This window comes from Bradyrhizobium guangdongense (genome assembly GCF_006483445.1).
Taxonomy (GTDB): Bacteria; Pseudomonadota; Alphaproteobacteria; order Rhizobiales; family Xanthobacteraceae; genus Bradyrhizobium; species Bradyrhizobium guangdongense_A.
On the sequence record NZ_PPPT01000084.1, the window covers coordinates 15,591 to 40,855 of the forward strand.

The following is a 25,265-nucleotide window of genomic DNA, read 5'->3' on the forward strand; positions in this document are numbered from 1 at the left end:
CACTGTTCGTATTGAGAGATCACCCCACCCCGCTCGCGCTGCGCGCGATCGACCCTCCCCCTCCAGGGGAGGGTGGGACACCCCGCCTACCACCCGAAACGCTTTATTAACCATAACCAGTGCAAGACTGGAGCCGTCTCGTTTCAAGGGATGGGCACCAGTGCGGGTAGCGCGCGCGTATCGATTGTCGGTCTTGGCGGCTTCTGCCGCGCTCGCCCTTGGCGGGTGCATGCAGACGGCCGGCCCGGTCGCCGTCGTCGCCCCGCCCCGCAGCGATCTCGACTACATGGCCTATGGCGCGCCCGGCGCGCCGCCCCCTGTGGTCGTTGCCGACACCTCCGGCGGCGGCGCCATCAGCGCGCTCCGCAGTTCCTTTGCCGCGGCGCCCGCGCCCATGCCGGTCGGCTATGCCGCACCGATGCCGATGCCGGTCGCGGCGCGCCATGACGCCTCCTACCGTCTCGATGCCGGCGACAAGCTGCGCGTCGTCGTCTACGGCCAGGAAGGTCTCACCAACACCTACGCGATCGATGCCGGCGGCTCGATCACGCTGCCGCTGATCGGCGCGGTGCCGGCCCGCGGCCGCACCACCGCAGGCCTCGCCGCCGACATCGCCGCACGGCTGCGCAACGGCTATATCCGCGAGCCCTCGGTGGCGGTCGAGATCGAGTCCTATCGCCCGTTCTTCATCCTGGGCGAAGTCACCGCGCCCGGCCAATACCCCTATGTGCCGAACATGACGGTCGAGAGCGCGGTCGCCATTGCCGGCGGCTTCTCGCCGCGCGCCAAGCGCGACGTGGTCACGATCACCCACAACGATGCCGGCGGCTCCATGCGCATGGTCGTGCCGCTCGGCACGCCGGTCGGCCCCGGCGATACCGTGTTCGTCGGCGAACGCTGGTTTTAGCGAAAGCTCAATCTCTCCTCCTCGTCATTCCGGGGCGCAACGAAGTTGCGAGCCCGGAATCCATTGCGCCACCAACTCCGCGGCCCGATGGATTCCGGGCCTGCGCCCTGTCGGGCGCATCCCGGAATGACGATGAGGAGAGAGTGGCGCGCTATTTCACAAGGTGCTTCGCAAAGAACGCCATGCTGCGCGGCCATGCGATGTCAGCGCTTGCCTTGTCGTAGCTCGCGCGTTCGTCGCAGTGAAAACCGTGCTGCGCGCCCGGATAGACGAACACCTCGACGTCCGGCCGCTTGCTCCTGATGGTCTCGACGTCGGTCAGGGGAATGCCGGCATCCTTCTCGCCAAAATGCAGTTGCGTCGGCACCTTTGGCGTCTCGTCGGCAAAGCGCACGACGGCGCCGCCGTAATAACCGATCGCGGCCTTCAGGCCCGACAGCCGTGTCGCCGCGACGAAGGCGATGCTGCCCCCGAGGCAGAAGCCGATGATGCCGACCGGGCCGACCGCCTTCACCGCATCGATCGCGGCTTGCGTGTCGCGCAGCATCGCGGCCCAATCGGGATTGGCAACGAACTTGCGCGCTTCCGCGATCTCGTCCGGCGTATAGCCCGACTGGAAGTTCGGCGTGGTGCGATCGAAGATCGACGGCGCGATCGCGACATAACCCTCGCCTGCGAGCCGGTCGCACACCGAGCGAATGTGGTGATTGACGCCAAAGATCTCCTGGATCACCACGACCGCGCCCTTCGGGTGGCCTGCGGGATCCGCGCGGTAGGCACTGAGCTGAAAATTGTCTGACGCGGAGAGTCTGATGTCTTGTCCCACGGGGATGATCCTTTGTTGTCCGTTGTTAATTCCGGGCCATCAATCTCACATCCAGTGCCGTAGCCCGGATGGAGCGTAGCGTAATCCGGGAAAAGCGTGCGCCGGATCAAGACTGATCCCGGGTTTCGCTCCGCTCCACCCGGGCTACGATCTTTGTTGTTTCAGCGAACAGCGCACGTCACTCCCACATCCAGTTCTCGCCATAGTCCTCTTTCCACCCGGCGAGCCGGCCGTGGCGGAATTGCAGGAACAGGCGGTGGCGATTGGACACCAGTCTGCTGCCGCCGATGTTGCGAAGTGCGAGAAAGGTCTCGTTGCCCGGGCGTCCCCGGACATATTGCAGCGGTTGCCCAAGTGCCTGCGCCGTTTCCTCGACATTCATGCCGAAGGCCAGCGGTGTGGTGTTGGAAAGCGTCGCGACAAAGGGCAGGCGCGGCGGGGCCGGTTGCTGGGCGAGCGCCGGGGCCGACATCGCCGCCAGCGCGATCAGTCCACCCGTCAGCATCGATCCCGTCATCGCCTCTCTCGTCCCTGTCCCGCCTATCGCGGCAAGTTCTTCAGGAAAGGCACGACCGCGTCAACAAAAGCCTGCGGCTGGTCGATGTTGACGGCGTGTCCGGCCGCCGGGATCACGGCCTTTTGTGCGCCCGGGATCTTTGCCGCCATGTAGTCGGACGCGGCGAGGAAGGGCGTGTCGTCGGCGCCGACCACGACCAGGCTGGGCACCTTGATGTCGGGCAGGCACTCGATCACCTCAGCATCGCGCTGGGTCAGCATGCCGCGCGCGGCGAGCGCGAGCCCCTTGGCGTTGCGATGGCTGACGCTGGAGCGTTCGCGGCTCGCCGATTTCAGCACGTCGAGCCCCTCGCGCTCGAACCGGTCGCCGGTGTCGTGCGCGCGCTTGTTCCAGACCTCGCGCGCGTCGTCCTTCTTGAAGCCCGGGCCGGTGTCGACGATCAGCAGCGCGCGCACGCGCTCTGGGTGCGTGCGGTAGAACGCCAGCGACATGTAGCCGCCGAGCGAGAGACCGCCGATGATGGCGCGCTTCGCACCGACGGTGTCGAGGATCGCGGCCATGTCGCCGACGGTCAGCGCTTCGCTATAGGCCTTGGGATCGTCAGGGTAGTCGGATTGGCCATGGCCGCGCATGTCCCACAGCACCAGTTGGTGATCTCTCGAGAGCGCATCGACCTGGCCGTGCCACATCGCCGAGGTCGAGGAGTAGCCATGCGTCAGCAGCAGCGTCGGGCCATTGCCATGCACCTCGTAATAGATGGCAACTCCGTCCCGATTGATCTTCGGCATCGCGCTCCCCCTGTTCGTTTCGTTCGACCTGTTCGCTTGTCGAACACCTTAGCGTCGCTGGTTACTTGGTGGAAACTGCCTGCCGACGATGGCTCGCATGCTTCAATCGCAGGCAATTATTCCACTGCGCGGTTGTGACAGCGCTCTTGTCGCAACGCACAACGGTTCGTCGTCGCGATTGTTTCGATCGATTCCAAATTGCAATTGCCTCTGTGCGCGAACGCGATCATTCTTGATCCCAAGGTTGACGCCAGCCCGGTGGGCGTCGGCCAGACAAGTTGCCGCCGTAAGCGGCTTCATGCACCGGCAGGGGAAGAAACCTATGCCTACTCTCAACATCAACGGGCGGAGTATGTCCGTGGATGCGGCAAACGATTCGCCGCTCCTATGGGCGATCCGCGAGCAATTGCAGATGACCGGCACCAAATTCGGCTGTGGCGCCGGATTGTGCGGAGCCTGTACGGTCCACGTCAACGGCGAAGCCGTGCGTTCGTGCCAGACCATGGTCGGCGATGTCGCCGGCAAGAAGATCACCACCATCGAAGGTCTCTCCGCCAAGGGTGACCATCCCTTGCAGAAGGCGTGGGTTGCCGAGCAGGTCCCGCAATGCGGGTACTGCCAGTCCGGGCAGATCATGCAGGCGGCATCGCTGCTTGCGAAGAATCCCAACCCGACCAAGGAAGAGGTCACGGCGCATATGGACGGCAACCTCTGCCGTTGCATGACCTATTCGCGGATCCAGAAGGCGATCCTGCGGGCCGCATCCGAGATGCGTACCGCATCCGCCGGCAACGAGCGGAGGGCCACATGAATAAGCACGTGAACAACGTCACTCCCGAAGCAACCGACCTCAGCCGCCGCTCCTTCCTGGTCGGCACGGCCGCAACCGGTCTCGTGCTCGGCTATGCCGGCGTTGGTGGCATCGGCGAGGCCGTTGCCGCTCCCTCAAGCTTCGATCCCAGCGTCTGGTATTCGATCACGCCTGACGGTCTCGTCACCGTGACCTGCGGCAAGGCCGACATGGGCCAGCACATCGCCTCCACCATGGCGCAGATCGTGGCCGAAGAGCTCGGCGCAAAATGGAGCGACATGCGGGTTCAGCTCGCCTCCAACGATCCGAAGTTCAACGACCCCGTGCTGGGCGCGCAGATCACCGGCGGAAGCTGGTCGACCATGATGAATTTCGACGCGATGAGCCGGGCGGGTGCGGCCGGCCGCATGGCGTTGACCGAAGCCGCTGCGAGCGCGATGGGCGTTCCCGCCGGCGAGCTCGTGGTGCGCGACTCCATGATCTCGCATCCGAAGTCGAAGAAGTCGATGTCCTTTGCCGAAATCGTCAAGAGCGGCAAGGCGACCAAGACCTTCACTGCGGACGAGCTGAAGGCGATCAAGCTGAAGACGCCGGATCAATACACCATGATCGGTGTGTCGGTGCCGCAGCTCGACATTCCCTCCAAGACCAACGGCACGGCGAAGTACGGCATGGACGTCATGCTTCCGGGCATGGCCTATGGCGCGATCGTCACGCCGCCGGTGCGCTTCGGCGCCACGGTGAAATCGGTCGATGACGGCGAGGCCAAGAAGGTGCCGGGCTTCATCAAGGCCGTCACCCTCGACGACAAGACCCAGACCACATCCGGCTGGGTCGTCGCCGTGGCCAACACCTACGCCGCGGCGAAGAAGGCGGCCGGGGCGCTGAAGATCAGCTACGACGGCGGTCCGAACGCAAAATTGTCCAGCGAGTCGCTGCTCGACGAAGCCAAGCGGCTTCAGAAGCTCGACGATTCCGGACAATACTTCGTCAAGGACGGCGATCCGAACGCTGCCTTCGGCACAGCGGCGAAAACGGTGGAGGCGGAGTACACCACCAGCATCAACATCCACGCGCCGATGGAGCCGATGAACGCCACTGCGGAGTTCAAGGGCGACATCCTGCACATCTATTCCGGCAACCAGTTCGCGACACGCTCCGGCGCGATCGCAGCGGGTGCCGCCGGGATCGATCCGAAGTTCGTCGTCATGCACCAGCATTGGCTCGGCGGTGGCTTCGGCCGCAGGCTGGATGCCGACATGATGGTGCCGGCGGTGCAGGCTGCGAAGGCCGTCGGCAAGCCGGTCAAGGTGATCTACTCGCGCGAGAACGACATGACGATGGATTTCTCGCGTCCGCTCACCTACCAGAAGATCAAGGCCGGCGTGGACGGCGACGGCAAGGTCGTCGCACTCAGCCACGACGTGGTCTCGGCCTGGCCGACCGCACGTTGGGGAATCCCCGATTTCCTGTCGCCGTCGGTGGACAAGAAGGGTCCGCTCGACAGCTTCACGGTGAACGGGTCGGACTTCTTCTACACCGTCCCCAACCACTATGTGCGGGCGATCAAGAACGAGATGGCGCACAACGCCACCCCGTCCGGTCAGCTCCGTTCGGTGGCGCCGGGTTGGACCTTCTGGGCCGTCGAAAGCATGATCGACGAGATCGCGGCGGCGACGGGCAAGGATCCCGCCCAGCTCCGCATCTCCATGCTCGACGGTGCAGGCAAGAACGACGGTGGCGCGCAGCGGCTGCGTAACACGCTGCTCGCGGCAATGGGCCTTGCCGGCTACGGCACCAAGAAGCTGCCGAAGGGCGAGGGCATGGGCGTGGCCTGCGTGTCGTCGCAGGAACGCGCCACGGCGAGCTGGACGGCGTGTGTCGCCCATGTCGCCGTCGCGCCGTCGGGTGCGGTGACCGTGAAGAAGCTCACGGTTGCGACCGACGTCGGCACGCAGGTGCATCCCGACAACATCCGTGCCCAGGTCGAGGGTGCGGCGCTGTGGGGCCTGTCGCTGGCGATGTACGAGAAGGCGACGCTGAAGGACGGTGGCATCGAGCAGAGGAACTTCGATAGCTACACGCCTCTGCGTATGAGCCAGGTGCCCGAAGTCGCGGTGGCCGTGATCGCCAATGGCGAGAAGGCCACCGGCGTCGGCGAGCCGGCGGTGACGGTGGTCGCACCCGCCATCGGCAACGCCATCTTCAACGCCTCGGGCGCCCGCGTCCGGTCGCTGCCGATCACGGCGGAAGCCGTGAAGGCGAACATGAAGGCGTAAGGCCGAACGTCGCGATCAAACGATCCGCCGGAGGGCAACCTCCGGCGGATTTTTTCATTGCTTGGAGGTCGTCATGCTCGGGCGGGTTTTGACCGAGACCGACACTCGTCAGGCGTCTACCGCTGATAGCGCAGCACACCCTTGCCGGCGTAGCTTTGCGTGACGTTGGAGAATTCGCCTTCGAACGTTGCCGCTGCCGACCAGCCGTTGAGCCATCTCATCTCGGCAGACGCCGTGACCAGCGCGGAGTCCGGCGCCTGCCTTGCGCCATTGACGACGAAGCTCGCGCCGGGCAGTGCCTGGAAGGTGGCGGCCGCCGCGCGGTCCGGGTTGAAGTCGTGCGCCCAGGCGAGCCGGCCGCGCAGCGTCACGATGCCGTCGCTGCGGGCAAAGGACTTGTCGTTCCGCAGGCCCAGCTCGGTGCGGGTATCGGTGACGCTCTTGGCGCCATAGGCCAGCGCAAACGTGCCGGCGCCGGAGACCACGCTCTCCGCATAGGCCGGCAGGTCGAAGGTGGTGAACTGCGCGGCCGCATAGGGCGTGAGGCCGATGCCGCCGATCCATGGCGCGACGAAACGGTAGCCGCCCTCGACCCGGCCGGACCATGCATTGGCGTTGAACTGGGCCCGCAACTGGTCGACGCCGGCGATCGTCACCGTGCGGTTGGTTGTGATGTCCTGCCAGCCATAGGCCAAAGCTGCCGAGATATAGCTCGCACCCGCCACGTGGCGCACATAGGCACCGGCCTGGAACAGATCGGAGCGGCCGGAGCCAAAGCCCGTGACGCTAAAGTTCGTGCCACCGCCGGCGAGCGCGAAACCGGCGATGGTGCGCGGCGAGAGCAGATAGTCCGCGCCGACCGCTGTGCCAAAGATGCTGCTCGTGGTGTTGTTCGAGCCCATCACCGTGTTGCCGTCGGTGCGCTGCGTGCCGCCGAACCCTGAGGCCCACACGCTCCAGCGCTGTGTGAAGGTCGCGGGTGGCGCCTTGGTGAACATCGCATAGGCCTCGCGTTCGGCCGTACTGCGCTTCTTCGCCGCGTAAGCCATCGCGCTCTCGCTCTCCTCGGCATAGCCGGGCGCGGCGGAGACGGGGGCGGATTCGCTGCCGCGATCGAGGAAGGGATCGGTGAGCAGGCCCAGGAACAGGCCCATGGCGTTGAAGGTCGGCTGCTGGGCGCCGGTGCCGAGCTCGCCCGAGGCCTGCGAGAGGCCGGCCGCGGAGAGCGCCGCATAGGTCACCGGAATCGAGCCGTTGCTGTTGAAGTAGTTGGTCAGCGCATTGCCGACGGCCTGCTGGTTGCCGTTCAAATTGCCCGGAATCGCAAAGTCGAGGATGAGGTCGAGATAGGCGTGGGTGGCATCGTAGCTGAGCGCGGTGTGGAAATTGGCGGGCAGATTGCTGTTGACCGTGCTGGGTGCGAACGTGCCGGAGACGCCGCCGCTCGCGCTCAGGATGGTGTGGTGCTTGGAGATGTAGCTGCCGGGCGCAAAGATGGCATTGACCGTCGCCCCGCCGAGTGTGGCCGTGCCAGTGACGTTGACGGAGGAGGCGGTCGCGGGATTGAGCGCGACGAGATAGAGCGCGCCTGACTGGAAGGCGAGATTGCCTGAGATCGCTAGCGAGGTGCCCGCGGTACCATTGCCGCCGAGCAGCGCGCCGCCGCTACCAACCGTCGTGCTGCCGACCGCGCCGGTGCCGGCGAGCGTGCCGCCGGCATTGACGGTCGTGAGCGAGGAGGCGATCGATCCGTCGACCACGAGCGTGCCGCCGTCGATCGTGGTCGGGCCCGTATAGGTGTTGGTGGCCGTGAGAATGGTGGTGCCGGCCTCGACCCGCACCGATCCGGCGCCCGAGATCCTCGGCGCGAACACATAGTTCGAGGCGGTGTGGTTGAACACGATCTGGCCGCTGCCGGCGCCGAATGCGATGGTGGGCGTGGTCAGCGTGCCCGGCGCTACGGCCGGCTGGCCCAAAGCCGCGCCGATGTTGAGCGTGCCGGTCGAGCCGGCCACGAGGGCAATCGACACGTTCGGAGCCGAGACGCTGCCGCCGTTCTGGACGGTCAGCGTGCCCGCACCGCCGATGCCGACAACGAGATTGCTGGAATTGGTCCAGGTCGAGCCGGCGCCGTCGACCGTCACCGTGCTGCCGGTCGAAAGTGGAAAGTTGCCGATGAAGCCACTGGCGTCGCTGACGCTGCCGCCGTTCCGGATGGTGAGCGTGCCGGTGCCGGAAACGCCGACAGTGAGATCGCTGGAATTGGTCCAGGTCGAGCCGGCACCGTCGACCGTCACCGCGCCGGTCGCACCAAAAGTGAAGCCGACGAAGCCGGTGATGTTGCTGACGCTGCCGCCGTTCCGGATGGTGAGCGTGCCGGTGCCATTATTGCCGACGTTCACGAGAAGGGCCTGCGCACCGGGCGCTGCGACCACCGCTGGATTGGGAGTGACCGTATCGACACGCGCAGGGGCGGCGGCGGTCGGAACACCGCCCGCCCAGTTGCCGGCCGTGAACCAGTCGGTCGAGACGGCGCCTGTCCAATCGCTGGCGCGCGAGGCTGTCGTGGACGCGAGCAGTCCGAGCGCGGCCAGGGAGGTGGTGCACAAGAGCGCGCGGCGAAGCAGCGTGGCGGCTGCCGGACGCCCTGACTCGGAGCCGATGCTCGAAGGCTTGACCGCGACGCGCACCTTCTCTTGCATTTTTGCCCCTCTGTCCCCTTGTTCCAAGACTTCGTCGCCGGCCGATCCAAAGTCAATGCGGTGCCATGCAACCACCACAACCTTTGACAGAGTGTGGCGCAAACGACGCAGATTCCCGGGACAAAAGCCGGCCATGACGGAGCAAAATTCCCCTTATCCCTCAACGCCCCTTCTACTTTGCATGGGGTTGTTCTCACTCCCTTTTGCAGCCTCGCCGATTCCCTAAACTTTTACCGATTCCCGTAGCTTCCCGTTCAGCACGCGTCTTAAGGGCCGGAGAACCTGATGTCGCTTAGGCTGGTGCAATCGACACGAAGTACACGCTGCTGGGGAAGCCATGACCGCGTCACCGAAATCCGCCGCCCAACGCCGGCTTCTGCTCGCCTCCGACCGGAGCGACAAGAGCACCGAGCTTGCCGACATCCTGCAAGCGGTCGGCGAGGTCTCGACGGTCTCGACCCAGGATATTCCCGACCGTCCTGGAAGCGACCTGTCCGGCATCGTCGTCGACGTCAATCTGCGTTCGCCCGAAAGCGTGCAGCGGGTGCGCAACAAGCTGCGCGGCGATGCCTATCGCGCGATGCCGCGGCTGTTCGTGCTGGCGGACGCGCTTCACCACGGCACCATGCAGGCCTGGGCGCTGGGTGCCACCGACACGATCTCGCGGCCGCTGCAGCCGGAGGCGATCCTGCAGCGCATCCGCGCCGCCTTCCCCGACACCACCACCTATGACGCGACCGATCGCGGCAAGACGCTGAACCGCGGCGTCGAGGCGGCGCATGCGGTGCTGGCAAAGATGTTCGAAAAACTACCGCTCGGCATTCCCCTGACCTTCGACGACGTCATCGCGGCCGAAAGCAAGATCCTCAAAGCCATCAAGCACTCCTCGCTGCGGGAGTGGCTGACCACCGTCGGCTGCCACCATGTCGGCAGCTACCGTCACTGCCTGTTCGTCACCGGCTTTGCGGTTGCCTTCGCGCAGCATCTCGGCATGCGCGAGGACGACCAGCGCCGCCTGACCCGCGCCGCGCTGCTGCACGACGTCGGCAAGGCCTTCGTTCCCTCAAAGCTTCTGGACAAGCCGGGCAAGCTCACCGACGAGGAGCTCGCCGAGGTGCGCCAGCACCCGCGCCGCGGCTACGAGGCGCTCGCGGCACAAGGCGGCTTCCCGCCTGAAATGCTCGACGTCGTGCTGCATCACCACGAATTCCTCGACGGCACCGGCTATCCGAACGGGCTGTCGTCGAACCAGATCAGCGACATCGTGCGGCTGACGACCATCGTCGACATCTATGCGGCGCTGGTCGAGAAGCGCGCCTATCGCATGCCCTTCACCCATTCGCGCGCGTTCGCGATGATGGAAGGCATGGGCGACAAGCTGGACCAGCAACTCCTGCAGGCGTTCCGCCCCGTCGCGCTCGGCTCGTTCTGACGCAGCAATCGCTGCTGCCGTAGGGTGGGCAAAGGCGCGCTTTTCGCGCGCCGTGCCCACCATCTTTCGATCATCGTAACAGACACGGTGGGCACACCATCGAACGCGCGTTCGCGCGTCCCGATGGTTTTGCCCACCCTACAGCACCTACTCCAGCATCTTCCGCAACTCTGCCTTCGCAACCTTCTCCAGCGTCGAGCGCGGCATGTCGTCGACGAGATGGACCTCGCGCGGCACCTTGAAATCGGCAAGACCTGCGCGGCAGGCGGCGATCACCTTGTCCTGCAAATCCCCGGGCGCCCCGGCTACGCCTCCTTGCGGGATGATGAACACGACGGGCACTTCGTCCAGCATCGGATGCTTCTTGGCGACCACGGCGGCCTCGCGCACGCCGGCGACGGTGATGACGACCTGCTCGATCTCGGAGGCCGCGACGTTCTCGGCGCCGACCTTCAGCATGTCCTTCGCGCGGTCGCCGAACCTGATAAAACCGTTCTCCAGGAGCGTGACGCGATCGCCGGTGATGAAGTAGCCGTGCTCGTCAAAGCTCTCGCGCGTCGCCTTCTCGTTGTGGAGATATTCGGCGAATAGCGACAGGCTGGGAATGCCCTTGATCAGGAGGTTGCCGGTGCCGCCGACCTCGGTCGGCCGTCCGTCATCGTCGGTGATGCGGATGGAATACTCCTGCGCGGCGCGGCCGATCGACATCGGAATGTTGGGTTGGTCCACCTCGCCGACGATGCCGTGGGTGATGGTCTCGGTCATGCCCCACCAGCCGATGATCTTGACGCCGAACACGGCGAAGGGCGGCGGTTCGTTCACGGCCGTGCCCCACAAACGGAATTTGTGGTTCTTCGGGATCTCGTGCTCGAGCAGCGCCTTCATGCAGAACGGGATCGTCGAGGTCCAGGTCGCGCCGTGCTCGAGCGCAACGCTCCAGAACCGGCTTGCCGAGAAGCGCGGCTGGATCACGCAGGTCGCGCCGACCCACAATGTCGCCAGCATGGAATAAGCGAGCGCATTGGTGTGGAACAGCGGCAGATAGGTCTGGTGCACGTCTATTGCATGCAGGTCTTCATGCGCGGCATTGATCTTGGCGCCCCATAGCGCGTTGGCGTGGGTCCACAGCACGGCCTTCGGGCGCGACGTCGTGCCGGAGGTGTATTGCACGCTGCACGGCGCGAACGGATCGGTCGCGCGCCGCGGCCGGTCGGCGCTATCTGCAAACAGCGCCTCGAACCGCTCGCCGCGCTCGACGGTCCGCGCTGGCGCCGCACCGGCGTCATGCGAGGTGACCGCGATCCAGCGCAGGTTGCGGCAGTTGGTGGCGATGATCTCGGCATAGGCCGGTTGCGTGATCGCGGCGACCGCGCCGCAATGGCCCGCAAAATATTCCATCTCGGCCGGAGCGGAGCGCGTGTTGGTGGTGACGGCGATGGCGCCGAGCTCGACGCAGGCAAACCACGCCAGCACGGCCTCGATGCAATTGTCCAGATGAATGAGCACATACTCGCCGGGCTTGACGCCGCGCCCGGCGAGGCCTGCCGCCAGCGCGCCGACCCGCTCGTGAAACTCGCCATAGGTCCAGCGCCGCGCCGGCGCGTCGAACGGCGCCCAGATCAGGAAGGGATGTGAGCTGCGCACCTCGGCCCGCATCTTGAGGAGCCAGGGCACGTCGAGCCCGGCAAAAGGTCCTACGATTCCCGGTGCTGTCTGTTGATTGGGCATGCGTCCTCCCGTGCAGCCTGCATCTTGGCGGCGGCTGCCTTCAGATTATTGCGTCTTCCTGCCACTGGATGGCCCGCGGATCAAATGCGCGCGGCATATAGCCGCCACGCGTTCACTGCGTGGTGCCTTATCCTTTGGTCGCGATGCATTGCGCGCACTTTTCGCGAGCCGCGCGCTTTGTTACAACCCGGCCCACGCAGCCTTCAAGAACAACAATTCGGGAGAAGACCTGAGATGATCACTCGCCGCTCCGCGCTCGGCCTGCTTGCCGCCGGTCCCCTCGCAGCCAGCCCGTTGTCGAAGGCCTTTGCAGCCGACTATCCGGCCCGGCCGGTGAAATGGGTGGTTCCTTATCCGCCGGGCGGCGCCACCGATATCATCGCGCGGCTGATCGGCCAGCGGCTGTCGGAAAAGCTCGGCCAGCAATTCATCATCGAGAACAAGCCCGGCGCCGGCAACAATATCGGCACCGAGTCCGTCATCAATGCCGAGCCGGACGGCTACACGATCCTGCTGGTCAATCCCGCGAACTACATCAACGCCACGCTCTACGCCAATCTCAAGTTCAACTTCGTGCGCGACATTGCGCCGGTTGCGGCCTTCAACCGCGTGCCGAACGTGATGACGGTCAACAAGGACGTGCCGGCGAAGACCGTCGCCGAGTTTATCGCCTACGTGAAAGCCAATCCCGGCAAGGTGAACATGGCGTCCTCCGGCAACGGCACCTCCGTGCATCTCTCCGGCGAATTGTTCATGGCGATGACCGGCGCCAAGATGCAGCACGTGCCGTATCGCGGCGCCGCACTCGCGATCACCGACATGCTCGGCGGACAGGTGCAGGTGATTTTCGATAATATGCCCTCGATCATCCAGCACATCCGTTCCAACTCGCTGCGTGCGCTCGGCGTCACGTCGACCGAGCGGTCGCCGCTGCTGCCCGATGTCCAGACCGTCGCCGAGACCGTTCCCGGCTACGAGGCGAGCGCGCTGTTCGGCATGGGCGCGCCGAAGAACACGCCGAAGGAAGTCATCGCCAAGCTAAATGGCGAGGTCAACGCGGTCCTGGCCGAGCCCGACATCAAGAAGCGCCTGGTCGAGCTCGGCGGCGAGCCCCTGATCGGAACGCCCGAAGCATTCGGCGACATGGTCAAGGCCGAAACCGACAAGTGGAAGAAGGTCGTCGAGTTCGCCGGGTTGAAAGTCGAATAACGAACCTCGGTCATTCGTATGAGGATCGAAGCCCCGCCGCGAGGCGGGGCTTTTTCGTGTGCCGGTCATGAGTCGCGATCACGCGCTTGTGCGAGGGAACGCCCGCGCGTTCCGGCTTGACGCCTTCGGGCTTGCGCATATACTAAACCTTATGGTTAAGTATCAGACAGAGACACTGGATCGCACCTTCGCAGCGCTGTCCGATCCGACGCGCCGCGCGCTGCTGGCGCGGCTCGGCAAGCGCGACGGCCAGTCGGTGAGCGAATTGGCCGAGCCGTTTCCGATCTCGTTGCCCGCGATCATGAAGCATCTCGACGTGCTGTCGGATGCGGGCCTGATCGTGCGCGAGAAGACCGGGCGGACGGTTGCTTGCCGGCTCACGGCGCAGCCGATGGAGCAGGCGATGGATTGGCTCAATCGCTACGCGCGCTTCTGGTCCGAGAAACTCGATCGCCTTGCCGCTTTTGTGGAGGAAGACCCATGGCCGTCAACCAAGCAGCCGCAGCCCGCCCCAGCGAGCGTCCGAGCCTCACCCTCACGCGGCGGCTCCGCGCGAAGCCGGAAAGGGTTTTTGCCGCGTGGACGCAAGCCGAGCAGCTAGCGCAGTGGTTCGGTCCGCCGAACATGAAGCCGGCGACGGTGCAGGCCGATCTCGACGTCCGCATCGGCGGCCGCTACCGGATCAGCTTTGTCCGCGACGACGGCGAATATTTCGAGGCCGGCGGCATCTATCGCGAGGTGGTGCCGAACGAGCGGCTGGTATTCTCCTGGGCCTGGCACTCGACGCCGGAGCGCGAATCGCTGGTGACGATCTCGTTCAAGCCGGACGATGGCGGTACGCTGATGATCTTTCATCACGCCCAGTTCTTCGACGAAACCGCACGCGACAATCATCAGCGCGGCTGGAGCTCGTTCTTCGACAAGCTCGACGCCTTCGTCGCCTGATCCCATCAGAGGAGAAGCCCGATGCCGCAACACCAGATCGTCTCGCGCGAAAAGTGGCTGGAAGCCCGCAAGGCGCACCTCGCGCATGAGAAGGAGCTTTCGCAGGCACGCGAGCGTCTCGCGGAGGAGCGGCGCGCCTTGCCCTGGGTCAAGGTGGACAAGGCCTACGTCTTCGACGGTCCGAACGGCAAGGTGACGCTCGCCGATCTCTTCAGAGGGCGTCCGCAGCTCGTGGTGCAGCATGTGATGTTCGCGCCCGATTGGGACGCGGCTTGCAAGAGCTGCTCGTTCTGGGCCGACGGTTTTGAGCGCATGGTGCCGCATCTCGCCGCGCGTGACACGACCATGGTCGCGATCTCGCTCGCACCTGTCGCCAAGCTCGAAGCCTTCAAGAAACGGATGGGCTGGACCTTTGACTGGGTCTCTTCCGGCGGCAACGACTTCAACCACGATTACGAGGTCTCGTTCACGCGCGAAGAGATCGCGAAGGGCGAACCAAAATACAATTTTGGCACCACGCCGTTCTATGGTCCCGAGCTCCCCGGCATCAGCGTGTTCTATCGCGACGAAACGGGCGCGGTGTTCCACACCTATTCCTGCTTCGCTCGCGGCCTCGACATGATGAACGCGGCCTATCAGTATCTCGATCTCACGCCGCTCGGCCGTCACGAGGACGGTTTGCCCTATCCGATGGACTGGGTGCGGTTGCGGGATCAGTATCAGCCGGGCGCGAAGGACGCGTGCTGCCACGGGTAGGGCGCTCGGGCCACAAGCGCTGCTGTCATCGCCCGACTCGATCGGGCGATCCAGTATCCCAGAGGCCATGGTTGTGTGAACGAATTCCCGCCGCGGAGTACTGGATGCCCCGGTCAAGCCGGGGCATGACAGCGAGTATGTTGCGACAGCCTACCGCTTCGCGTCCGCCTGCTCCGCCGCGTTGCAGGCGATCAGCATCGTATAGGCGCGCGCGTTACCGGCGATGTCGGTGGTCTTGAGCTCGCCTTTGGGCTCCGCGGTCTGGTAGGGTACGACGCTGTTGTCGAGGAAATCACGCAGCGCGCCGGTCTTGATCGCAAAATTGATGTTCTCGGGGATCGTTCCCGTCGCCTTGATCATCGTCCGCGCGTCGAGCTTTGCGACGACGACGCCGACGAGCTGGCCGGACGTATCGAACAGCGGTCCGCCGCTGTTGCCGGGTTGAACCGCCGCGCTGATCTGCAAATGGCGGGTGTCGTTCAAAATGCCGCTGAGCGAGCTTACGATGCCCGTGGTCACCGTGAAGTCGGACGTCAGTAGCCCATGATAGGGAAATCCGATCGCCACGATCGAATCGCCGGAGCGGATGGAGCGATCGCGGATCCTGACGTAATCCTTGAACGTCGTTGTCGAGGGAGCCTGGAGCAGTGCGAGGTCGTTGGTCGCGTCGCGCGACACCACCCGCAGCACGCTGGTGGCCTCGCCGGTGAGATTGCCCTTGATGTCGCCGACGCAGCCGTCGATCACATGATGATTGGTGACGATGTGGCCGTTGGCGCTGACCACGAAGCCCGTGCCGGTGGAACTGACCGTCTTGCCGGGTTTGCCGGCAGGCGGTGCGGCTTTGTCGGTGGCCGCCGGCTTGGCCGCCACCTTCGTGAAGTCACCGGCTTTCCCGAGCCCGTCGGCTTTGACTTTGGTCACGCAATTGGCAACCGCAGCAATCACCGGCGCGGTCGACGTCAACTGAAACTGAAGCGGCTTGCTGCCATTGACCGTCACCACCATCAGACTCGACTTCTGGAGCGTGCGCGCGACGTTGAGCGGCAGGATGGCCGTCATAGAGTTGGAGTTGTTGGCGATCGCGAACAGCCGCGCCTGTTCCTGGCCGTCGAAGATCACATCGATCGGCGCGCTGTCGCCCTTGTTCAGTCGAAAGCTCGGGCTGCCGAAGCCAAGAAGCCATGCACCCGAAGCATTCTGCCCGATCACGAGGACGACGCCATTGGCGTAGGGGGCGGTGGCTGCGCAATGCGAGAAGGCGCCCGTCTCGTCGTTGCTGAATGCGCCGCCGATCCAGTTGCCGATCGTAATTGTGCCGAACGGCCCTGCCGCGTGCGCCGGTCCAGCCAGCGCCAACTGCACCGCGCACGCAATACCCCACAACTTCCGCATCTCGACCCCCGGAACGCCCACGCGCCCGGCATCTTATCCGCGAGAAGGAGGGTGGGGCAACCGGCAGTTGTCCGTGCGCTTTCACGGTGCGCAGCGGTCTTGCTTTTACTTTGCGATGGCGTATACTTTGCAATACAAAGTTAATGCGAAGCCGCCATGGGCGGCAGGGCAGCGAGGTTTAAGCGTTTTGCAGATGCGCGATCTCGACAAGGCGCTGGCCGATATCGTGGCGATTCGCAGCCAGATCGCTGCCGGCACCGCATTTCGCGGCTACGGGCCGGCGACGATGGCGGCCACCGGCGCCGTGGCCCTGCTCACCGCGCTGCTGCAGGTCCTCCTTCTCGACGATCCGACCGGACAACCCGTCGCCTTCTTTCTCGGCTGGGCGGTCGCGGCCGCGCTGTCCGGCACCATGATCTGGGTCGAGATGCGCGCGCGGTCGCAGCGGCATCATTCAGGCCTGGCGGATGCGATGATCCATCAGGCCATCGAGCAGTTTTTGCCCGCGGGCGTCGCCGGCGTGCTGCTCGCCGTGGTGATGTGGAAATTCGCGGACGAGACGCTCTGGCTGCTGCCCGGCCTGTGGCAGATACTTGTGTCGCTCGGCATCTTCGCCTCCGTCCGCTCATTGCCGCGGACCGTGGCGCTGGCGGGTGCCTGGTATTTCGTCTCGGGATTCGTCGTCGTGGTGCTGGCGAGCCACAGCCACATGCTTTCGCCCTGGACCATGGGACTGCCCTTCGTGATCGGGCAGTCGGTGATGGCCGGCATTTTGCATTTCGCGTCTGGAGACAACGATGTCGAACACTGACAGCGCGCCGTTTTCCTATGAGGGGCTCGACCGCGTCATTCATGAGAAGGCGCGGCTCGGACTCCTGACCTCGCTGATGGCGCATCCGAAGGGACTTGCGTTCGCCGACCTCAAGCAGCTCTGCGGTTTGACCGACGGCAATCTCTCCAGGCACCTCGCCGTGCTGCAGGAGGCCGGTCTCGTCGACGTCATCAAGGGTTACGAGGGCAACCGCCCGCACACCACCTGCCGTCTGACCAAGGCCGGCCGCCGCCGCTTCCTCGATTATCTCAGCGTGCTCGAGCGGCTGGTGCGCGACGCCGCCAAGGCCGCCGGCCGCGAAGCGCCGCCGCTCGGCCGCCTCGGCATTCTACCGACCTGATTGCCCCCTTTTTTGATTGGAGACTTTGCGATGCAAAGTGACGTCACGACCAAGCAAGCCAAGCTTCAGGAAAAGCTTCACGTCGGCATCATCATGGATGGCAACGGCCGTTGGGCCACGCGGCGCGGCCTGTCGCGCGCGCGCGGGCATGAGGCCGGTGTCGAGACGATCAGGCGCATCGTCGAAGCCGCACCCAAGCAGGGCATCGGCACGTTGACGCTCTACGCGTTCTCGACCGACAATTGGCGCCGGCCAAAGACCGAGGTCGCAGCGCTCATGACGCTGCTGCGCTTCTATCTCGCCAACGAAGTCGCGAGCCTGGTCAAGAACGGCGTCCGTCTCACCGTGATCGGCCGCCGCGATCGCCTGCCCGAGGGGATCGCAAACGCGATCGCGCGCGCGGAGCAGGCGACCGCCAATGGCGATGTCCTCAATCTGCGTATCGCCGTGGACTACTCCGCGCGCGACGCCATCCTCAATGCCGCCGCGAAGGCGGCCGCGCTGACGAGCCTGACCCGCGAAGCGTTTTCGCAGCTCGTCACCGGCGAGGCCGGATTGCGCGACGTCGATCTCATCATCCGCACCAGCGGCGAAAAACGGCTATCGGACTTTTTGCTCTGGGAAGGCGCCTATGCAGAGCTGCACTTCACCGAGCGGATGTGGCCGGAATTCGAGGCCGTCGATCTCGCCGAAGCGCTGGCATCGTTCCACGGCCGCGAGCGTCGCTTCGGCGGCCTGCAATCGATGCCGCTGGAGCCGGCGCCAAGCCTTTGACGTCAAGCCTTTGATGTCAAGCCTTTGACGCGATGCGGAATCCCGGCGGTGCCGAAAATTTGAGCAGCGCGCCATATTAATCCCTTCGACGGCCACCGCGCCCGTGCCTAGTCTCCTACGCATTGGGGGTGACGTTCATGCGCGCAGTTCTGGATTATTGCTCGGGCGGGACGGAGCGGCAGATCAAGGCCGGCGAGCTGATCCTCACCGAGGGCGGCTCCACCGGCCATCTCTATGTGCTGATGGACGGCAAGCTCGAGGTCATCAAGGGCGGCACGGTGGTGGCGACCATTGCCGAGCCCGGCGCCGTCTTCGGCGAGATGTCGGTGCTGCTGGACCGGCCGCACACCGCGACGGTGCGGGCCTCCCAGGACTCGACCATCTACGAATTTCAGGATGCCGCCTCGTTCCTGATCCAGGAGCCGGCCGTGGCGCTGATGCTCGCGCGGATGCTGGCGCAGCGGCTCAACGTCGCGAACACCTATCTCGCCGATCTCAAGCGGCAATATGCCGGCCACGGCACGCATCTCGCGATGGTCGGCGATGTCCTGCAAAGCATGATCAACCTGCCGCAGCTTGAGGTCGAGCCAGGCTCGGATCGGCAATCCGATCCAAGGATGTGAGCCAGTCCGGCGGTTCGACGACCGGATGCGCGGGCCGCAGCAAGGGCGCATTGAGATCGATCCATTGCGCTTCGCCGGCCGCAAGCCAGTAGGCGCGGTTTACGTCGAGATCGAGCACGATGTGCGTCGGCGGCCTGCCATGCTGCAGGCCGGTGTTGAACACCCAGGTGTCGCCGAGCCGATCGAACCACGAGCCGTCGGGGATGAACGGCGACTGGTGCACATGGCCGGAGATCACCATCGACGGCTTGTACTCGCCGATCCATTGCACGAGGTCGACATCGCCGAAGAAGCGCTTGCCGCCCCAGCTCGTCGGTGAGTTCGCCGGCGGCGCGTGATGCGCCCAGACCCATCGCTGCGGACGGTTGGCGGCGGCTTCGCGCAACTGCTCGGTGAGACGCTGCTTCACGAGCGGCCCGTCCCACCACGGGCACACCGTGAACAGCGTGTCGCCCAGCGTGAAGCCATCGCCGTCGCAGGCGATCCCGAGTTCACGCACCTCGGCGATCCAGCGCGAGATCTTTTCGCCTTCGGCACTGCGCTCGTCGAGATCGTGATTGCCCGAGCACAGGATCACTCGCGTCTGGCTCGCGAGCAGCGCAAGGTATTTTTTCACCACCACGATCTGCGCGCGGAAATCGACCATCGATCCGACATCCAGCGCATCGCCCGCGAAGATAACGAGATCGAATTGCGGCGCGGCGCTCAGCAGCCAGTCGAACTGTGGCAGCGAGTAATGCAGGTCGGCAACGACCAGGCAGCGCATTGAAAATCCATTGGGTCAGTCAATGAAAAGAGTGCAAATTCCGCGAATTTGCAAGCAAGAAGCAGACCATTGCTGCGGCCTTACGAGCGACCAATCGGTCCGAAGTCATGCTGCGGCGCAATCCAGGGGGAAGGCTGGACGTCCCCGGCCAAGTCTGGTGTCGTGGTGGCTCAACGCCCGGGGACGCCATGACCACCTTCAAATCCATTCGCGCCAGAGCCGAGAAACGCAAGGGCGGCCCGAAGGCGCTGGACAAGCTGATGCCTGAGAAGCCGGACTTGAAGCGCCTCGCAAGACTCGGCGACGACCGCATCCTCGCCGAGATGACCAAGCGGGTGTTCTGCGCGGGCTTTGCCTGGAGCGTGATCGAGAACAAATGGGAAGGCTTTGAGGAGGCCTTTCTCCACTTCGAGCCGGCAAAACTCAGCTTCCAGCCCGAGGATTATTGGGAAGACCTGCTGCGCGACGCGCGCATCGTGCGCAACGGCGCCAAGATCATGTCGGTGCGCGAGAATGCCGCCTTCGTGCAGGCGATCGCAAAAGAACACGGCAGCTTTGGAAGATTTTTGGCGAAGTGGCCGTCGTCAGACGAAGTGGGCTTGCTCGATCTCCTCACCAAGCGCGGCAGCCGTCTTGGCGGCAACACCGGCCAGATGCTGCTGCGCTTCATCGGCTGGGACGGCTTTGTCACCTCCAAGGACGTCGTCGCCTGCCTGCGCGATGCCGGCCTCGACATCGCCGAAGAGGTGAAGTCGAAAGGCGATCTCGCAAAGGTGCAGGCGCAGTTCAACGCCTGGGCCAAGGAGAGCGGCTTGCCCTACGCCCACATCTCGCGCATCTGCGCGCTGTCGGTGGGAGAGAATCGGAGCGAGAAGCCTTGAGAGACGACATGTGCAAGCCGCGGCCTCACTCGCCTCGCTCCGGCGCGTAGTCGAGCGGCAGCACCGTCGTCGTCTTGATCTCCTCCATCACGAATGACGATGACACGTCCGCGAGCGTGATCCGCCCGATCAGGCGCTTGTAGAGCTGGTCGTAGGCGGCGACATCAGGAATGACGGCTTGCAGCAGATAGTCGACATCGCCGGTCATGCGGTAGACGCCGATGATCTCCGGAATGTCGCGCACGGCCTTCGAGAACTGGTCGAGCCATTTTGCGCTGTGCTCGGTGGCGCGCAGCGTGATGAAGGCGGTCAGGCCGACATTGATGCTGCTGGCATCGAGCAGCGTCACGCGGCCCTTGATGATGCCGTCATCCTCGAGCCGCTTGATGCGGCGCCAGCAGGCGTTGCGGGACAGCCCCGCCCGTTCGCTGAGCTCGTCAAGCGAGAGGGCCGCGTCGCGCTGGATCAGGTTGAGGAGTTTTCGATCGGTTTCGTCCATTGTCCCAAATATAGTTCGAATCATCGTCCAAATTCAACCATACCCGTATAAATGGTGTGATATTTGGGACATCTGCTCAGCCCGAATCCTCAAAGATTGCAGGCGAACCGCCCCTTGGAGCTTCGCATGCCATCGACCCTGCACCGGCTATTCCTGTCCCACCCCGAGAGCGTCGACGAATCCTACGGCGAGCATTTCCTGTTCGCGCTCGGCTTCGCCGCGCGCCTGTTCGGCGCCGCATTGGCGGCCCTGGTGCACGCAATCATCCCCTGCCTGTTCGAGACCACCGCAAGCCGCATGATCCGCCAGATGCACGACCGCATCGCGCGCCGCGGCCACACGCTGCTGGCGGCGGAGTAACGGGCGTCGCGATCACGTCGAGCGGATGTCAGATCGCCGGAAGCTCGAGCGCAAGCGGCTTGCTCCGTGCGAGCACGGCATCCGCGTCCAGCGAACGAATGGGAATCGAGACGTCGCTGGGAATGCCGCCCGATATTTGCAGTGACAAATAGCGCAGGCAGCACACGCGAAGGAACGATGTGAAGTTCCGAACCTCGCCGCGGGCTTCGCTGATTTCATCGTAGAGCTTGGTGATGAGCTGGTTGACGCTCATGCCGTCGCGTCGGCCGATTTCATCCAGCACCTGCCAGAAATGGTCTTCCAATCGGATGCTTGTCACGACGCCATGCAACCGCAGCGATCGCGTGCTGGTCTCATAGAGGGCTGGGTCGGCGCAAACGAAAATCTTGCACATGAGCTCCTCCACTCCCCGCATGTATCGATAAACCGCGAGTTTGGAATGACCTTAGCTTCCTCACAAGCGTGTCGCCACATCTTTCCTGCCCAGGCGCCTCGCTGACGGCATCAGGCCGGGTCGTTCGGCTGCCTCTCTCGTAGTAACGGATTACTACGCGGTGAAGTGTCGGGGGGCTTCATGAGCGTCATCCCGTGACTGCCGTAGCAACCGGTTGTTACCAGCAGCGAAACGATCCGACGTAGCTTGGCTCGCCTTTCGGCAGTCGGACCACGCTCATGGGCGCGGGACAGTCCAGGCGGGAAACAGCAGGAGCAAGATCATGAATCCGAAAACCACAGCCGTCGTGTTGATCGAATACCAGAACGACTTCACGTCGCCCGGGGGCGTCTTTCACGACGGCGTCAAAGGCGTGATGCAATCGAACAACATGCTGGCAAACACGGTCGCTGTGGCGACGAGGGCGCGCGAGGCTGGCGCAGTCATCATGCATGCGCCGATCACCTTCGCCGAAGGGTACGGCGAACTGAGCGGCAGTCCCTACGGCATCCTGAAGGGTGTCGTCGACAACAAGGCATTTCGCAAGGATACCTGGGGTGCAGCTATCGTCGATGTCTTGAAGCCGCATCCGGGGGACATCGTGATCGAAGGCAAGCGTGGTCTCGACGCATTCCCCAGCACCAACCTCGACTTCATCCTGCGCAGCAAGGGGATTCAGACCGTCGTGCTGGGTGGCTTTCTCACCAATTGCTGCGTCGAATCGACGATGCGCAGCGCCTACGAGCGCGGGTTCGACGTCGTCACTCTGAAGGATTGCACGGCAACGCTGAGCCAGGAGGCGCAGGACATGGCGCTGACCCACAATTTCGGAATGTTTTCGCATCCGATGGATCATGGCGAGTTCCTGAAACTTCTGTCCTGAGACAGGATGCCCGTATCCTGAGAACATCCGCGCGACGTCGGAAACGCGCGTCGCGTGGACTGCCCGTGATCGTACAGCAAACTTGTGAGAGAGATGGAACGCCACGGACGGGCTTCGAACGCAGAAATGGAGGGCGTCCGTTTCGAACCGAAGTGGCGCACCCGACACGATTCGAACGTGTGACCTTTGCCTTCGGAGGGCAACGCTCTATCCAGCTGAGCTACGGGTGCAGTGACCGCTCATTTAGCCGATTGGCGGGAGGGCGGCAACCTCTCGCGGCGGGATATCGCTTCAGGCCGATTTGCGCGACTTTGAGCCCGGAACCTCCGTCGTATCGCGGTCGAGACGGGCGAATTCGGCCAACATCTGTTCGGCCGAGATCACCCGGTTGCGGCCGAGGCGCTTTGCGGCGTAGAGCGCCTGGTCGGCCGATCCCAGCAGGCGATCGGGGCGGTCGTCGGCCTCGGCGGGAATGTGGCTGGCGACGCCGACGCTGAGCGTGACGTGCTTGCCGGCGCCCTCGGCGCCATGGGCGATCTGCAGGTCCAGGATCGCGTTGCGGATCGCTTCGGCGACCGCGCAGGCCTCCTCACTGCTCATCTCCGGCATGACCAGCGCAAACTCCTCGCCGCCATAGCGGGTGGCGAGGTCGAGCGGGCGCCAGGCGTGCCGGCTGACCACGCCGGCGACCGCGCGCAGGCATTCGTCACCGGTCTGGTGACCGTGCCGGTCGTTGAACAGCTTGAAATGGTCGACGTCGAGGAACAGGAGCGACAGCGGCTGTTGCGTGCGCTGGGCGCGCGACCATTCGGTCATCAGCTTCTGGTCGAAGGCGCGGCGGTTGGAGAGACCGGTCAGCCCGTCCTTGGTGGCGAGCTCCTTCAGCGCCATCTCGGCGCGCTTCTGGTCGGTCAGGTCGCGCAGCGTCTCGACCACGGCGATGAGGTTGCCGACCTCATCATGGATCGGGCCCGCATCGATGGCGAGATAGAGCTGGTTGCCGAGCTTCGGCATCACGCACCAGTTTTCGGCGCTGAAGCCGAGGCCGTTATGGCCCCGTGCGGCATATTCCGAGTAGAGCTCCGGCAATTGCTCGGGCAGGTCGAGCGCGACGAGGTCGGCGAGGCAATGGCGCTTGGTCCCGTAAAAGGCCTGCCAGTGTTTTGTGGTGCCGATCACCTCGGAGGCGGCGACGCCGGTCAGGCGTTCGCAAGCCCGGTTCCAGATCACGACGCGGCGCTGCGGATCGATCACGAAAGTCGGGACGACCAGATGCTGCATCAGCCGCACCGCGTAGGAATGCGCGACGTCGAATTTCTTCGGGGAGCGGGGTTTTGCCATGGTCAGGCCACCGCCGCGATCTGCGCGGCGCTTCCGCCGAACAGCTTTCGGACGTCGGCCGCCGCCTTCGGCGCGCTGAACAGATAGCCCTGCATCTCGGTGCAGCCGAGATTGCGCAGCATCTCGCGTTGCGCCTCGGTCTCGACGCCTTCGGCCACCGTCGTCATGTTGCTGGCGGCGGCGATGTTGACCACGGCCTGCACGATCACGGGGGCGCCGCCTTCGTCGGCGATATCGGCGACGAAGCAGCGGTCGATCTTGATCTTGTCGAACGGGAAGCGCTTCAGATAGCTCAGCGACGAATAGCCGGTGCCGAAATCGTCGAGCGCGATGCGGACACCGATCGAGCGCAACTGGTGCAGGATCGACAGCGCGGCCTCGTCGTCGCGGATCAGCACGGCTTCCGTGATCTCGAGCTCGAGCCGGCGCGGGTCCAGGCCGGAAGCGGCAAGCGCGCCGGCGATCTTCAGCGCCAGGGTCTCGCATTTGAGCTGCACGGGAGAGACGTTGACGGCGACGCGGATGTTGGACGGCCAGTTCGCGGCTTCCATGCAGGCCGTGCGCAGCACCCAGTCGCCGAGCTCGGTGATGAGGCCGGTGTCTTCGGCGACCGGAATGAATTCGGCCGGCGAGACCATGCCGCGTTCGGGATGCCGCCAGCGCAGCAGCGCCTCGCAGCCGGCGACCTCGTTGCTGCGCAGATTGACCAGGGGCTGATAGTGCAGCTCGAAACCGCCGTCGATCATGGCCTGGCGCAAATCCTGCTCCATGGCGAGGCGCGCCTTGGCGCTCGCGTCCATCGCGGGCACGAAGAAGCGGTACGTGCGGCGTCCTTCGGCCTTAGCGCCGTACATCGCGAGGTCGGCGTTCTTGATGAGCTGGTCGAGATCGGCGCCGTCCTGCGGTGCCAGCGCGATACCGATGCTGGCATCGGTCGAAAGCTGGTGGCCGAGGCAGTGATAGGGCCGGCGGATGGCTTCGTGGATCCGCGTCACGAAGGTCAGCGTGTCGGCGGAGGATTCGATTCCGGTCTGGATCACCGCAAATTCGTCGCCGCCGAGCCGCGCGATCAGATCGCCCGGCTTGAGGCAGTTGCGGATACGGCTCGCGACCTCCTTCAGGAGTTCGTCGCCGACATGGTGGCCGAGCGAATCGTTGATGCCCTTGAATTCGTCGATGTCGATATAGAGCAGGGCGAACTGGTGGCCTTGCGCGACCTTCGCGAGCTCGCGCTCGAT

At 64.5% G+C, this 25,265-nt stretch carries 25 protein-coding genes, 1 tRNA gene and 1 pseudogene; 15 read left to right on the forward strand and 12 right to left on the reverse strand.

The window, feature by feature from the left end:
• Positions 1-160 precede the first annotated feature (160 nt).
• Positions 161-907 carry a polysaccharide biosynthesis/export family protein gene (locus C2U70_RS11960; protein WP_140978214.1) on the forward strand — a complete coding sequence of 249 codons (747 nt, stop codon included), beginning with the start codon at positions 161-163 and terminating at the stop codon, positions 905-907.
• Between the two features lie 151 nt (positions 908-1,058).
• On the opposite strand, the gene C2U70_RS11965 is transcribed toward C2U70_RS11960, so the two are convergent.
• The 3 genes from C2U70_RS11965 to C2U70_RS11975 all read right to left on the reverse strand — a co-directional run bounded on the left by C2U70_RS11965 (position 1,059) and on the right by C2U70_RS11975 (position 3,038).
• Positions 1,059-1,733: a dienelactone hydrolase family protein gene (locus C2U70_RS11965; RefSeq protein ID WP_140978215.1), complete on the reverse strand. Its 675-nt coding sequence runs from the start codon at positions 1,731-1,733 to the stop codon at positions 1,059-1,061.
• A 178-nt stretch (positions 1,734-1,911) separates the two neighbouring features.
• The gene (locus tag C2U70_RS11970; RefSeq protein WP_140978216.1) at positions 1,912-2,250 is read right to left on the reverse strand and encodes a hypothetical protein; all 339 of its coding nucleotides are present in this window, start codon (positions 2,248-2,250) and stop codon (positions 1,912-1,914) included.
• Between the two features lie 23 nt (positions 2,251-2,273).
• Positions 2,274-3,038 (reverse strand): alpha/beta fold hydrolase, encoded by a 765-nt coding sequence (locus tag C2U70_RS11975; RefSeq protein ID WP_140978217.1) that lies wholly within the window; start codon positions 3,036-3,038, stop codon positions 2,274-2,276.
• 322 nt (positions 3,039-3,360) lie between these two features.
• Here C2U70_RS11975 and C2U70_RS11980 point away from each other — a divergent pair, with 322 nt between their 5' ends.
• Both C2U70_RS11980 and C2U70_RS11985 read left to right on the forward strand, forming a co-directional pair.
• Entirely contained in the window at positions 3,361-3,849 is a 489-nt protein-coding gene (locus C2U70_RS11980) for a (2Fe-2S)-binding protein (protein ID WP_140978218.1), read from the forward strand.
• Positions 3,846-6,128: a xanthine dehydrogenase family protein molybdopterin-binding subunit gene (locus C2U70_RS11985; RefSeq protein WP_140978219.1), complete on the forward strand. Its 2,283-nt coding sequence runs from the start codon at positions 3,846-3,848 to the stop codon at positions 6,126-6,128. The genes C2U70_RS11980 and C2U70_RS11985 overlap by 4 nt, the downstream gene beginning before the upstream one ends.
• A gap of 116 nt (positions 6,129-6,244) precedes the next feature.
• Here the strand turns inward: C2U70_RS11985 and C2U70_RS11990 are convergent, their stop codons facing one another.
• Positions 6,245-8,830 carry an autotransporter outer membrane beta-barrel domain-containing protein gene (locus C2U70_RS11990; protein ID WP_186294201.1) on the reverse strand — a complete coding sequence of 862 codons (2,586 nt, stop codon included), beginning with the start codon at positions 8,828-8,830 and terminating at the stop codon, positions 6,245-6,247.
• A gap of 337 nt (positions 8,831-9,167) precedes the next feature.
• On the opposite strand from C2U70_RS11990, the gene C2U70_RS11995 reads away from it, so the two are divergent.
• Positions 9,168-10,262, forward strand: coding sequence for an HD-GYP domain-containing protein (locus C2U70_RS11995; protein WP_140978221.1), 1,095 nt, complete (start codon positions 9,168-9,170; stop codon positions 10,260-10,262).
• Positions 10,263-10,409: 147 nt separating this feature from the next.
• Here the strand turns inward: C2U70_RS11995 and C2U70_RS12000 are convergent, their stop codons facing one another.
• On the reverse strand, positions 10,410-11,990 hold the full coding sequence (locus tag C2U70_RS12000; RefSeq protein ID WP_140978222.1) for an AMP-binding protein: 1,581 nt from the start codon (positions 11,988-11,990) through the stop codon (positions 10,410-10,412).
• A 234-nt stretch (positions 11,991-12,224) separates the two neighbouring features.
• Between C2U70_RS12000 and C2U70_RS12005 the strand changes: the two genes are divergently transcribed.
• From C2U70_RS12005 to C2U70_RS12020, 4 genes and pseudogenes are all read left to right on the forward strand, one after another.
• Positions 12,225-13,199, forward strand: coding sequence for a Bug family tripartite tricarboxylate transporter substrate binding protein (locus C2U70_RS12005; RefSeq protein WP_140978223.1), 975 nt, complete (start codon positions 12,225-12,227; stop codon positions 13,197-13,199).
• 151 nt (positions 13,200-13,350) lie between these two features.
• Positions 13,351-13,800, forward strand: coding sequence for an ArsR/SmtB family transcription factor (locus tag C2U70_RS12010; RefSeq protein WP_186294202.1), 450 nt, complete (start codon positions 13,351-13,353; stop codon positions 13,798-13,800).
• 11 nt (positions 13,801-13,811) lie between these two features.
• Positions 13,812-14,144, forward strand: a pseudogene (locus C2U70_RS12015) (SRPBCC family protein); the annotation flags it as partial.
• A 21-nt stretch (positions 14,145-14,165) separates the two neighbouring features.
• A complete protein-coding gene (locus C2U70_RS12020) occupies positions 14,166-14,900 on the forward strand; it encodes a DUF899 domain-containing protein (RefSeq protein ID WP_140978225.1) in 735 nt (244 codons plus the stop codon).
• A gap of 150 nt (positions 14,901-15,050) precedes the next feature.
• Here C2U70_RS12020 and C2U70_RS12025 read toward each other — a convergent pair whose 3' ends face one another.
• Positions 15,051-16,295, reverse strand: coding sequence for a S1C family serine protease (locus tag C2U70_RS12025; RefSeq protein ID WP_140978226.1), 1,245 nt, complete (start codon positions 16,293-16,295; stop codon positions 15,051-15,053).
• 193 nt (positions 16,296-16,488) lie between these two features.
• Between C2U70_RS12025 and C2U70_RS12030 the strand changes: the two genes are divergently transcribed.
• From C2U70_RS12030 to C2U70_RS12045, 4 genes are all read left to right on the forward strand, one after another.
• Positions 16,489-17,106, forward strand: a complete 618-nt coding sequence (locus tag C2U70_RS12030) for a hypothetical protein (protein WP_140978227.1) — start codon at positions 16,489-16,491, stop codon at positions 17,104-17,106.
• A complete protein-coding gene (locus tag C2U70_RS12035) occupies positions 17,093-17,467 on the forward strand; it encodes a transcriptional regulator (RefSeq protein ID WP_140978228.1) in 375 nt (124 codons plus the stop codon). The genes C2U70_RS12030 and C2U70_RS12035 overlap by 14 nt, the downstream gene beginning before the upstream one ends.
• Before the next feature lie 30 nt (positions 17,468-17,497).
• Positions 17,498-18,241, forward strand: a complete 744-nt coding sequence (locus C2U70_RS12040; protein ID WP_140978229.1) for a di-trans,poly-cis-decaprenylcistransferase — start codon at positions 17,498-17,500, stop codon at positions 18,239-18,241.
• 137 nt (positions 18,242-18,378) lie between these two features.
• Positions 18,379-18,864, forward strand: a complete 486-nt coding sequence (locus C2U70_RS12045; protein WP_140978230.1) for a Crp/Fnr family transcriptional regulator — start codon at positions 18,379-18,381, stop codon at positions 18,862-18,864.
• On the opposite strand, the gene C2U70_RS12050 is transcribed toward C2U70_RS12045, so the two are convergent.
• The gene (locus tag C2U70_RS12050) at positions 18,803-19,630 is read right to left on the reverse strand and encodes a metallophosphoesterase family protein (protein WP_140978231.1); all 828 of its coding nucleotides are present in this window, start codon (positions 19,628-19,630) and stop codon (positions 18,803-18,805) included. The genes C2U70_RS12045 and C2U70_RS12050 overlap by 62 nt on opposite strands.
• Positions 19,631-19,818: 188 nt before the next feature.
• Here C2U70_RS12050 and C2U70_RS12055 point away from each other — a divergent pair, with 188 nt between their 5' ends.
• Positions 19,819-20,511 carry a DNA-3-methyladenine glycosylase I gene (locus C2U70_RS12055; protein WP_140978232.1) on the forward strand — a complete coding sequence of 231 codons (693 nt, stop codon included), beginning with the start codon at positions 19,819-19,821 and terminating at the stop codon, positions 20,509-20,511.
• A gap of 25 nt (positions 20,512-20,536) precedes the next feature.
• On the opposite strand, the gene C2U70_RS12060 is transcribed toward C2U70_RS12055, so the two are convergent.
• Positions 20,537-21,010: an Lrp/AsnC family transcriptional regulator gene (locus C2U70_RS12060; RefSeq protein ID WP_140978233.1), complete on the reverse strand. Its 474-nt coding sequence runs from the start codon at positions 21,008-21,010 to the stop codon at positions 20,537-20,539.
• Between the two features lie 126 nt (positions 21,011-21,136).
• Between C2U70_RS12060 and C2U70_RS12065 the strand changes: the two genes are divergently transcribed.
• Positions 21,137-21,370: a DUF6356 family protein gene (locus C2U70_RS12065; RefSeq protein WP_140978234.1), complete on the forward strand. Its 234-nt coding sequence runs from the start codon at positions 21,137-21,139 to the stop codon at positions 21,368-21,370.
• 28 nt (positions 21,371-21,398) lie between these two features.
• On the opposite strand, the gene C2U70_RS12070 is transcribed toward C2U70_RS12065, so the two are convergent.
• Positions 21,399-21,764: a ribbon-helix-helix domain-containing protein gene (locus C2U70_RS12070; protein ID WP_140978235.1), complete on the reverse strand. Its 366-nt coding sequence runs from the start codon at positions 21,762-21,764 to the stop codon at positions 21,399-21,401.
• Positions 21,765-22,086: 322 nt separating this feature from the next.
• Here C2U70_RS12070 and C2U70_RS12075 point away from each other — a divergent pair, with 322 nt between their 5' ends.
• A complete protein-coding gene (locus C2U70_RS12075; protein WP_140978236.1) occupies positions 22,087-22,686 on the forward strand; it encodes a cysteine hydrolase in 600 nt (199 codons plus the stop codon).
• Between the two features lie 153 nt (positions 22,687-22,839).
• Here C2U70_RS12075 and C2U70_RS12080 read toward each other — a convergent pair.
• From C2U70_RS12080 to C2U70_RS12090, 3 genes are all read right to left on the reverse strand, one after another.
• Positions 22,840-22,916 (reverse strand) — tRNA-Arg (locus C2U70_RS12080).
• A 61-nt stretch (positions 22,917-22,977) separates the two neighbouring features.
• The gene (locus C2U70_RS12085; RefSeq protein ID WP_140978237.1) at positions 22,978-24,027 is read right to left on the reverse strand and encodes a sensor domain-containing diguanylate cyclase; all 1,050 of its coding nucleotides are present in this window, start codon (positions 24,025-24,027) and stop codon (positions 22,978-22,980) included.
• Positions 24,028-24,029: 2 nt separating this feature from the next.
• Positions 24,030-25,265 (reverse strand): putative bifunctional diguanylate cyclase/phosphodiesterase (locus C2U70_RS12090; RefSeq protein WP_140978238.1); only part of this gene is annotated, 1,236 nt, incomplete at its 5' end.

What these genes read in the sequence shown, in the direction of transcription:
- C2U70_RS12010 (WP_186294202.1), top strand. Translation starts at nt 13,351, where the DNA reads ATGGTTAAGTATCAGACAGAGACACTGGATCGCACCTTCGCAGCGCTG.
- C2U70_RS11985 (WP_140978219.1), top strand. Translation starts at nt 3,846, where the DNA reads ATGAATAAGCACGTGAACAACGTCACTCCCGAAGCAACCGACCTCAGC.
- C2U70_RS12045 (WP_140978230.1), top strand. Translation starts at nt 18,379, where the DNA reads ATGCGCGCAGTTCTGGATTATTGCTCGGGCGGGACGGAGCGGCAGATC.
- C2U70_RS12060 (WP_140978233.1), bottom strand. Translation starts at nt 21,010, where the DNA reads ATGGACGAAACCGATCGAAAACTCCTCAACCTGATCCAGCGCGACGCG.
- C2U70_RS12020 (WP_140978225.1), top strand. Translation starts at nt 14,166, where the DNA reads ATGCCGCAACACCAGATCGTCTCGCGCGAAAAGTGGCTGGAAGCCCGC.
- C2U70_RS11990 (WP_186294201.1), bottom strand. Translation starts at nt 8,830, where the DNA reads ATGCAAGAGAAGGTGCGCGTCGCGGTCAAGCCTTCGAGCATCGGCTCC.
- C2U70_RS12070 (WP_140978235.1), bottom strand. Translation starts at nt 21,764, where the DNA reads ATGTGCAAGATTTTCGTTTGCGCCGACCCAGCCCTCTATGAGACCAGC.
- C2U70_RS12055 (WP_140978232.1), top strand. Translation starts at nt 19,819, where the DNA reads ATGACCACCTTCAAATCCATTCGCGCCAGAGCCGAGAAACGCAAGGGC.
- C2U70_RS12030 (WP_140978227.1), top strand. Translation starts at nt 16,489, where the DNA reads ATGCGCGATCTCGACAAGGCGCTGGCCGATATCGTGGCGATTCGCAGC.
- C2U70_RS12005 (WP_140978223.1), top strand. Translation starts at nt 12,225, where the DNA reads ATGATCACTCGCCGCTCCGCGCTCGGCCTGCTTGCCGCCGGTCCCCTC.
- C2U70_RS12040 (WP_140978229.1), top strand. Translation starts at nt 17,498, where the DNA reads ATGCAAAGTGACGTCACGACCAAGCAAGCCAAGCTTCAGGAAAAGCTT.
- C2U70_RS11995 (WP_140978221.1), top strand. Translation starts at nt 9,168, where the DNA reads ATGACCGCGTCACCGAAATCCGCCGCCCAACGCCGGCTTCTGCTCGCC.
- C2U70_RS12000 (WP_140978222.1), bottom strand. Translation starts at nt 11,990, where the DNA reads ATGCCCAATCAACAGACAGCACCGGGAATCGTAGGACCTTTTGCCGGG.
- C2U70_RS11975 (WP_140978217.1), bottom strand. Translation starts at nt 3,038, where the DNA reads ATGCCGAAGATCAATCGGGACGGAGTTGCCATCTATTACGAGGTGCAT.
- C2U70_RS11970 (WP_140978216.1), bottom strand. Translation starts at nt 2,250, where the DNA reads ATGACGGGATCGATGCTGACGGGTGGACTGATCGCGCTGGCGGCGATG.
- C2U70_RS11980 (WP_140978218.1), top strand. Translation starts at nt 3,361, where the DNA reads ATGCCTACTCTCAACATCAACGGGCGGAGTATGTCCGTGGATGCGGCA.
- C2U70_RS12075 (WP_140978236.1), top strand. Translation starts at nt 22,087, where the DNA reads ATGAATCCGAAAACCACAGCCGTCGTGTTGATCGAATACCAGAACGAC.
- C2U70_RS12065 (WP_140978234.1), top strand. Translation starts at nt 21,137, where the DNA reads ATGCCATCGACCCTGCACCGGCTATTCCTGTCCCACCCCGAGAGCGTC.
- C2U70_RS12025 (WP_140978226.1), bottom strand. Translation starts at nt 16,295, where the DNA reads ATGCGGAAGTTGTGGGGTATTGCGTGCGCGGTGCAGTTGGCGCTGGCT.
- C2U70_RS12085 (WP_140978237.1), bottom strand. Translation starts at nt 24,027, where the DNA reads ATGGCAAAACCCCGCTCCCCGAAGAAATTCGACGTCGCGCATTCCTAC.
- C2U70_RS12035 (WP_140978228.1), top strand. Translation starts at nt 17,093, where the DNA reads ATGTCGAACACTGACAGCGCGCCGTTTTCCTATGAGGGGCTCGACCGC.
- C2U70_RS12050 (WP_140978231.1), bottom strand. Translation starts at nt 19,630, where the DNA reads ATGCGCTGCCTGGTCGTTGCCGACCTGCATTACTCGCTGCCACAGTTC.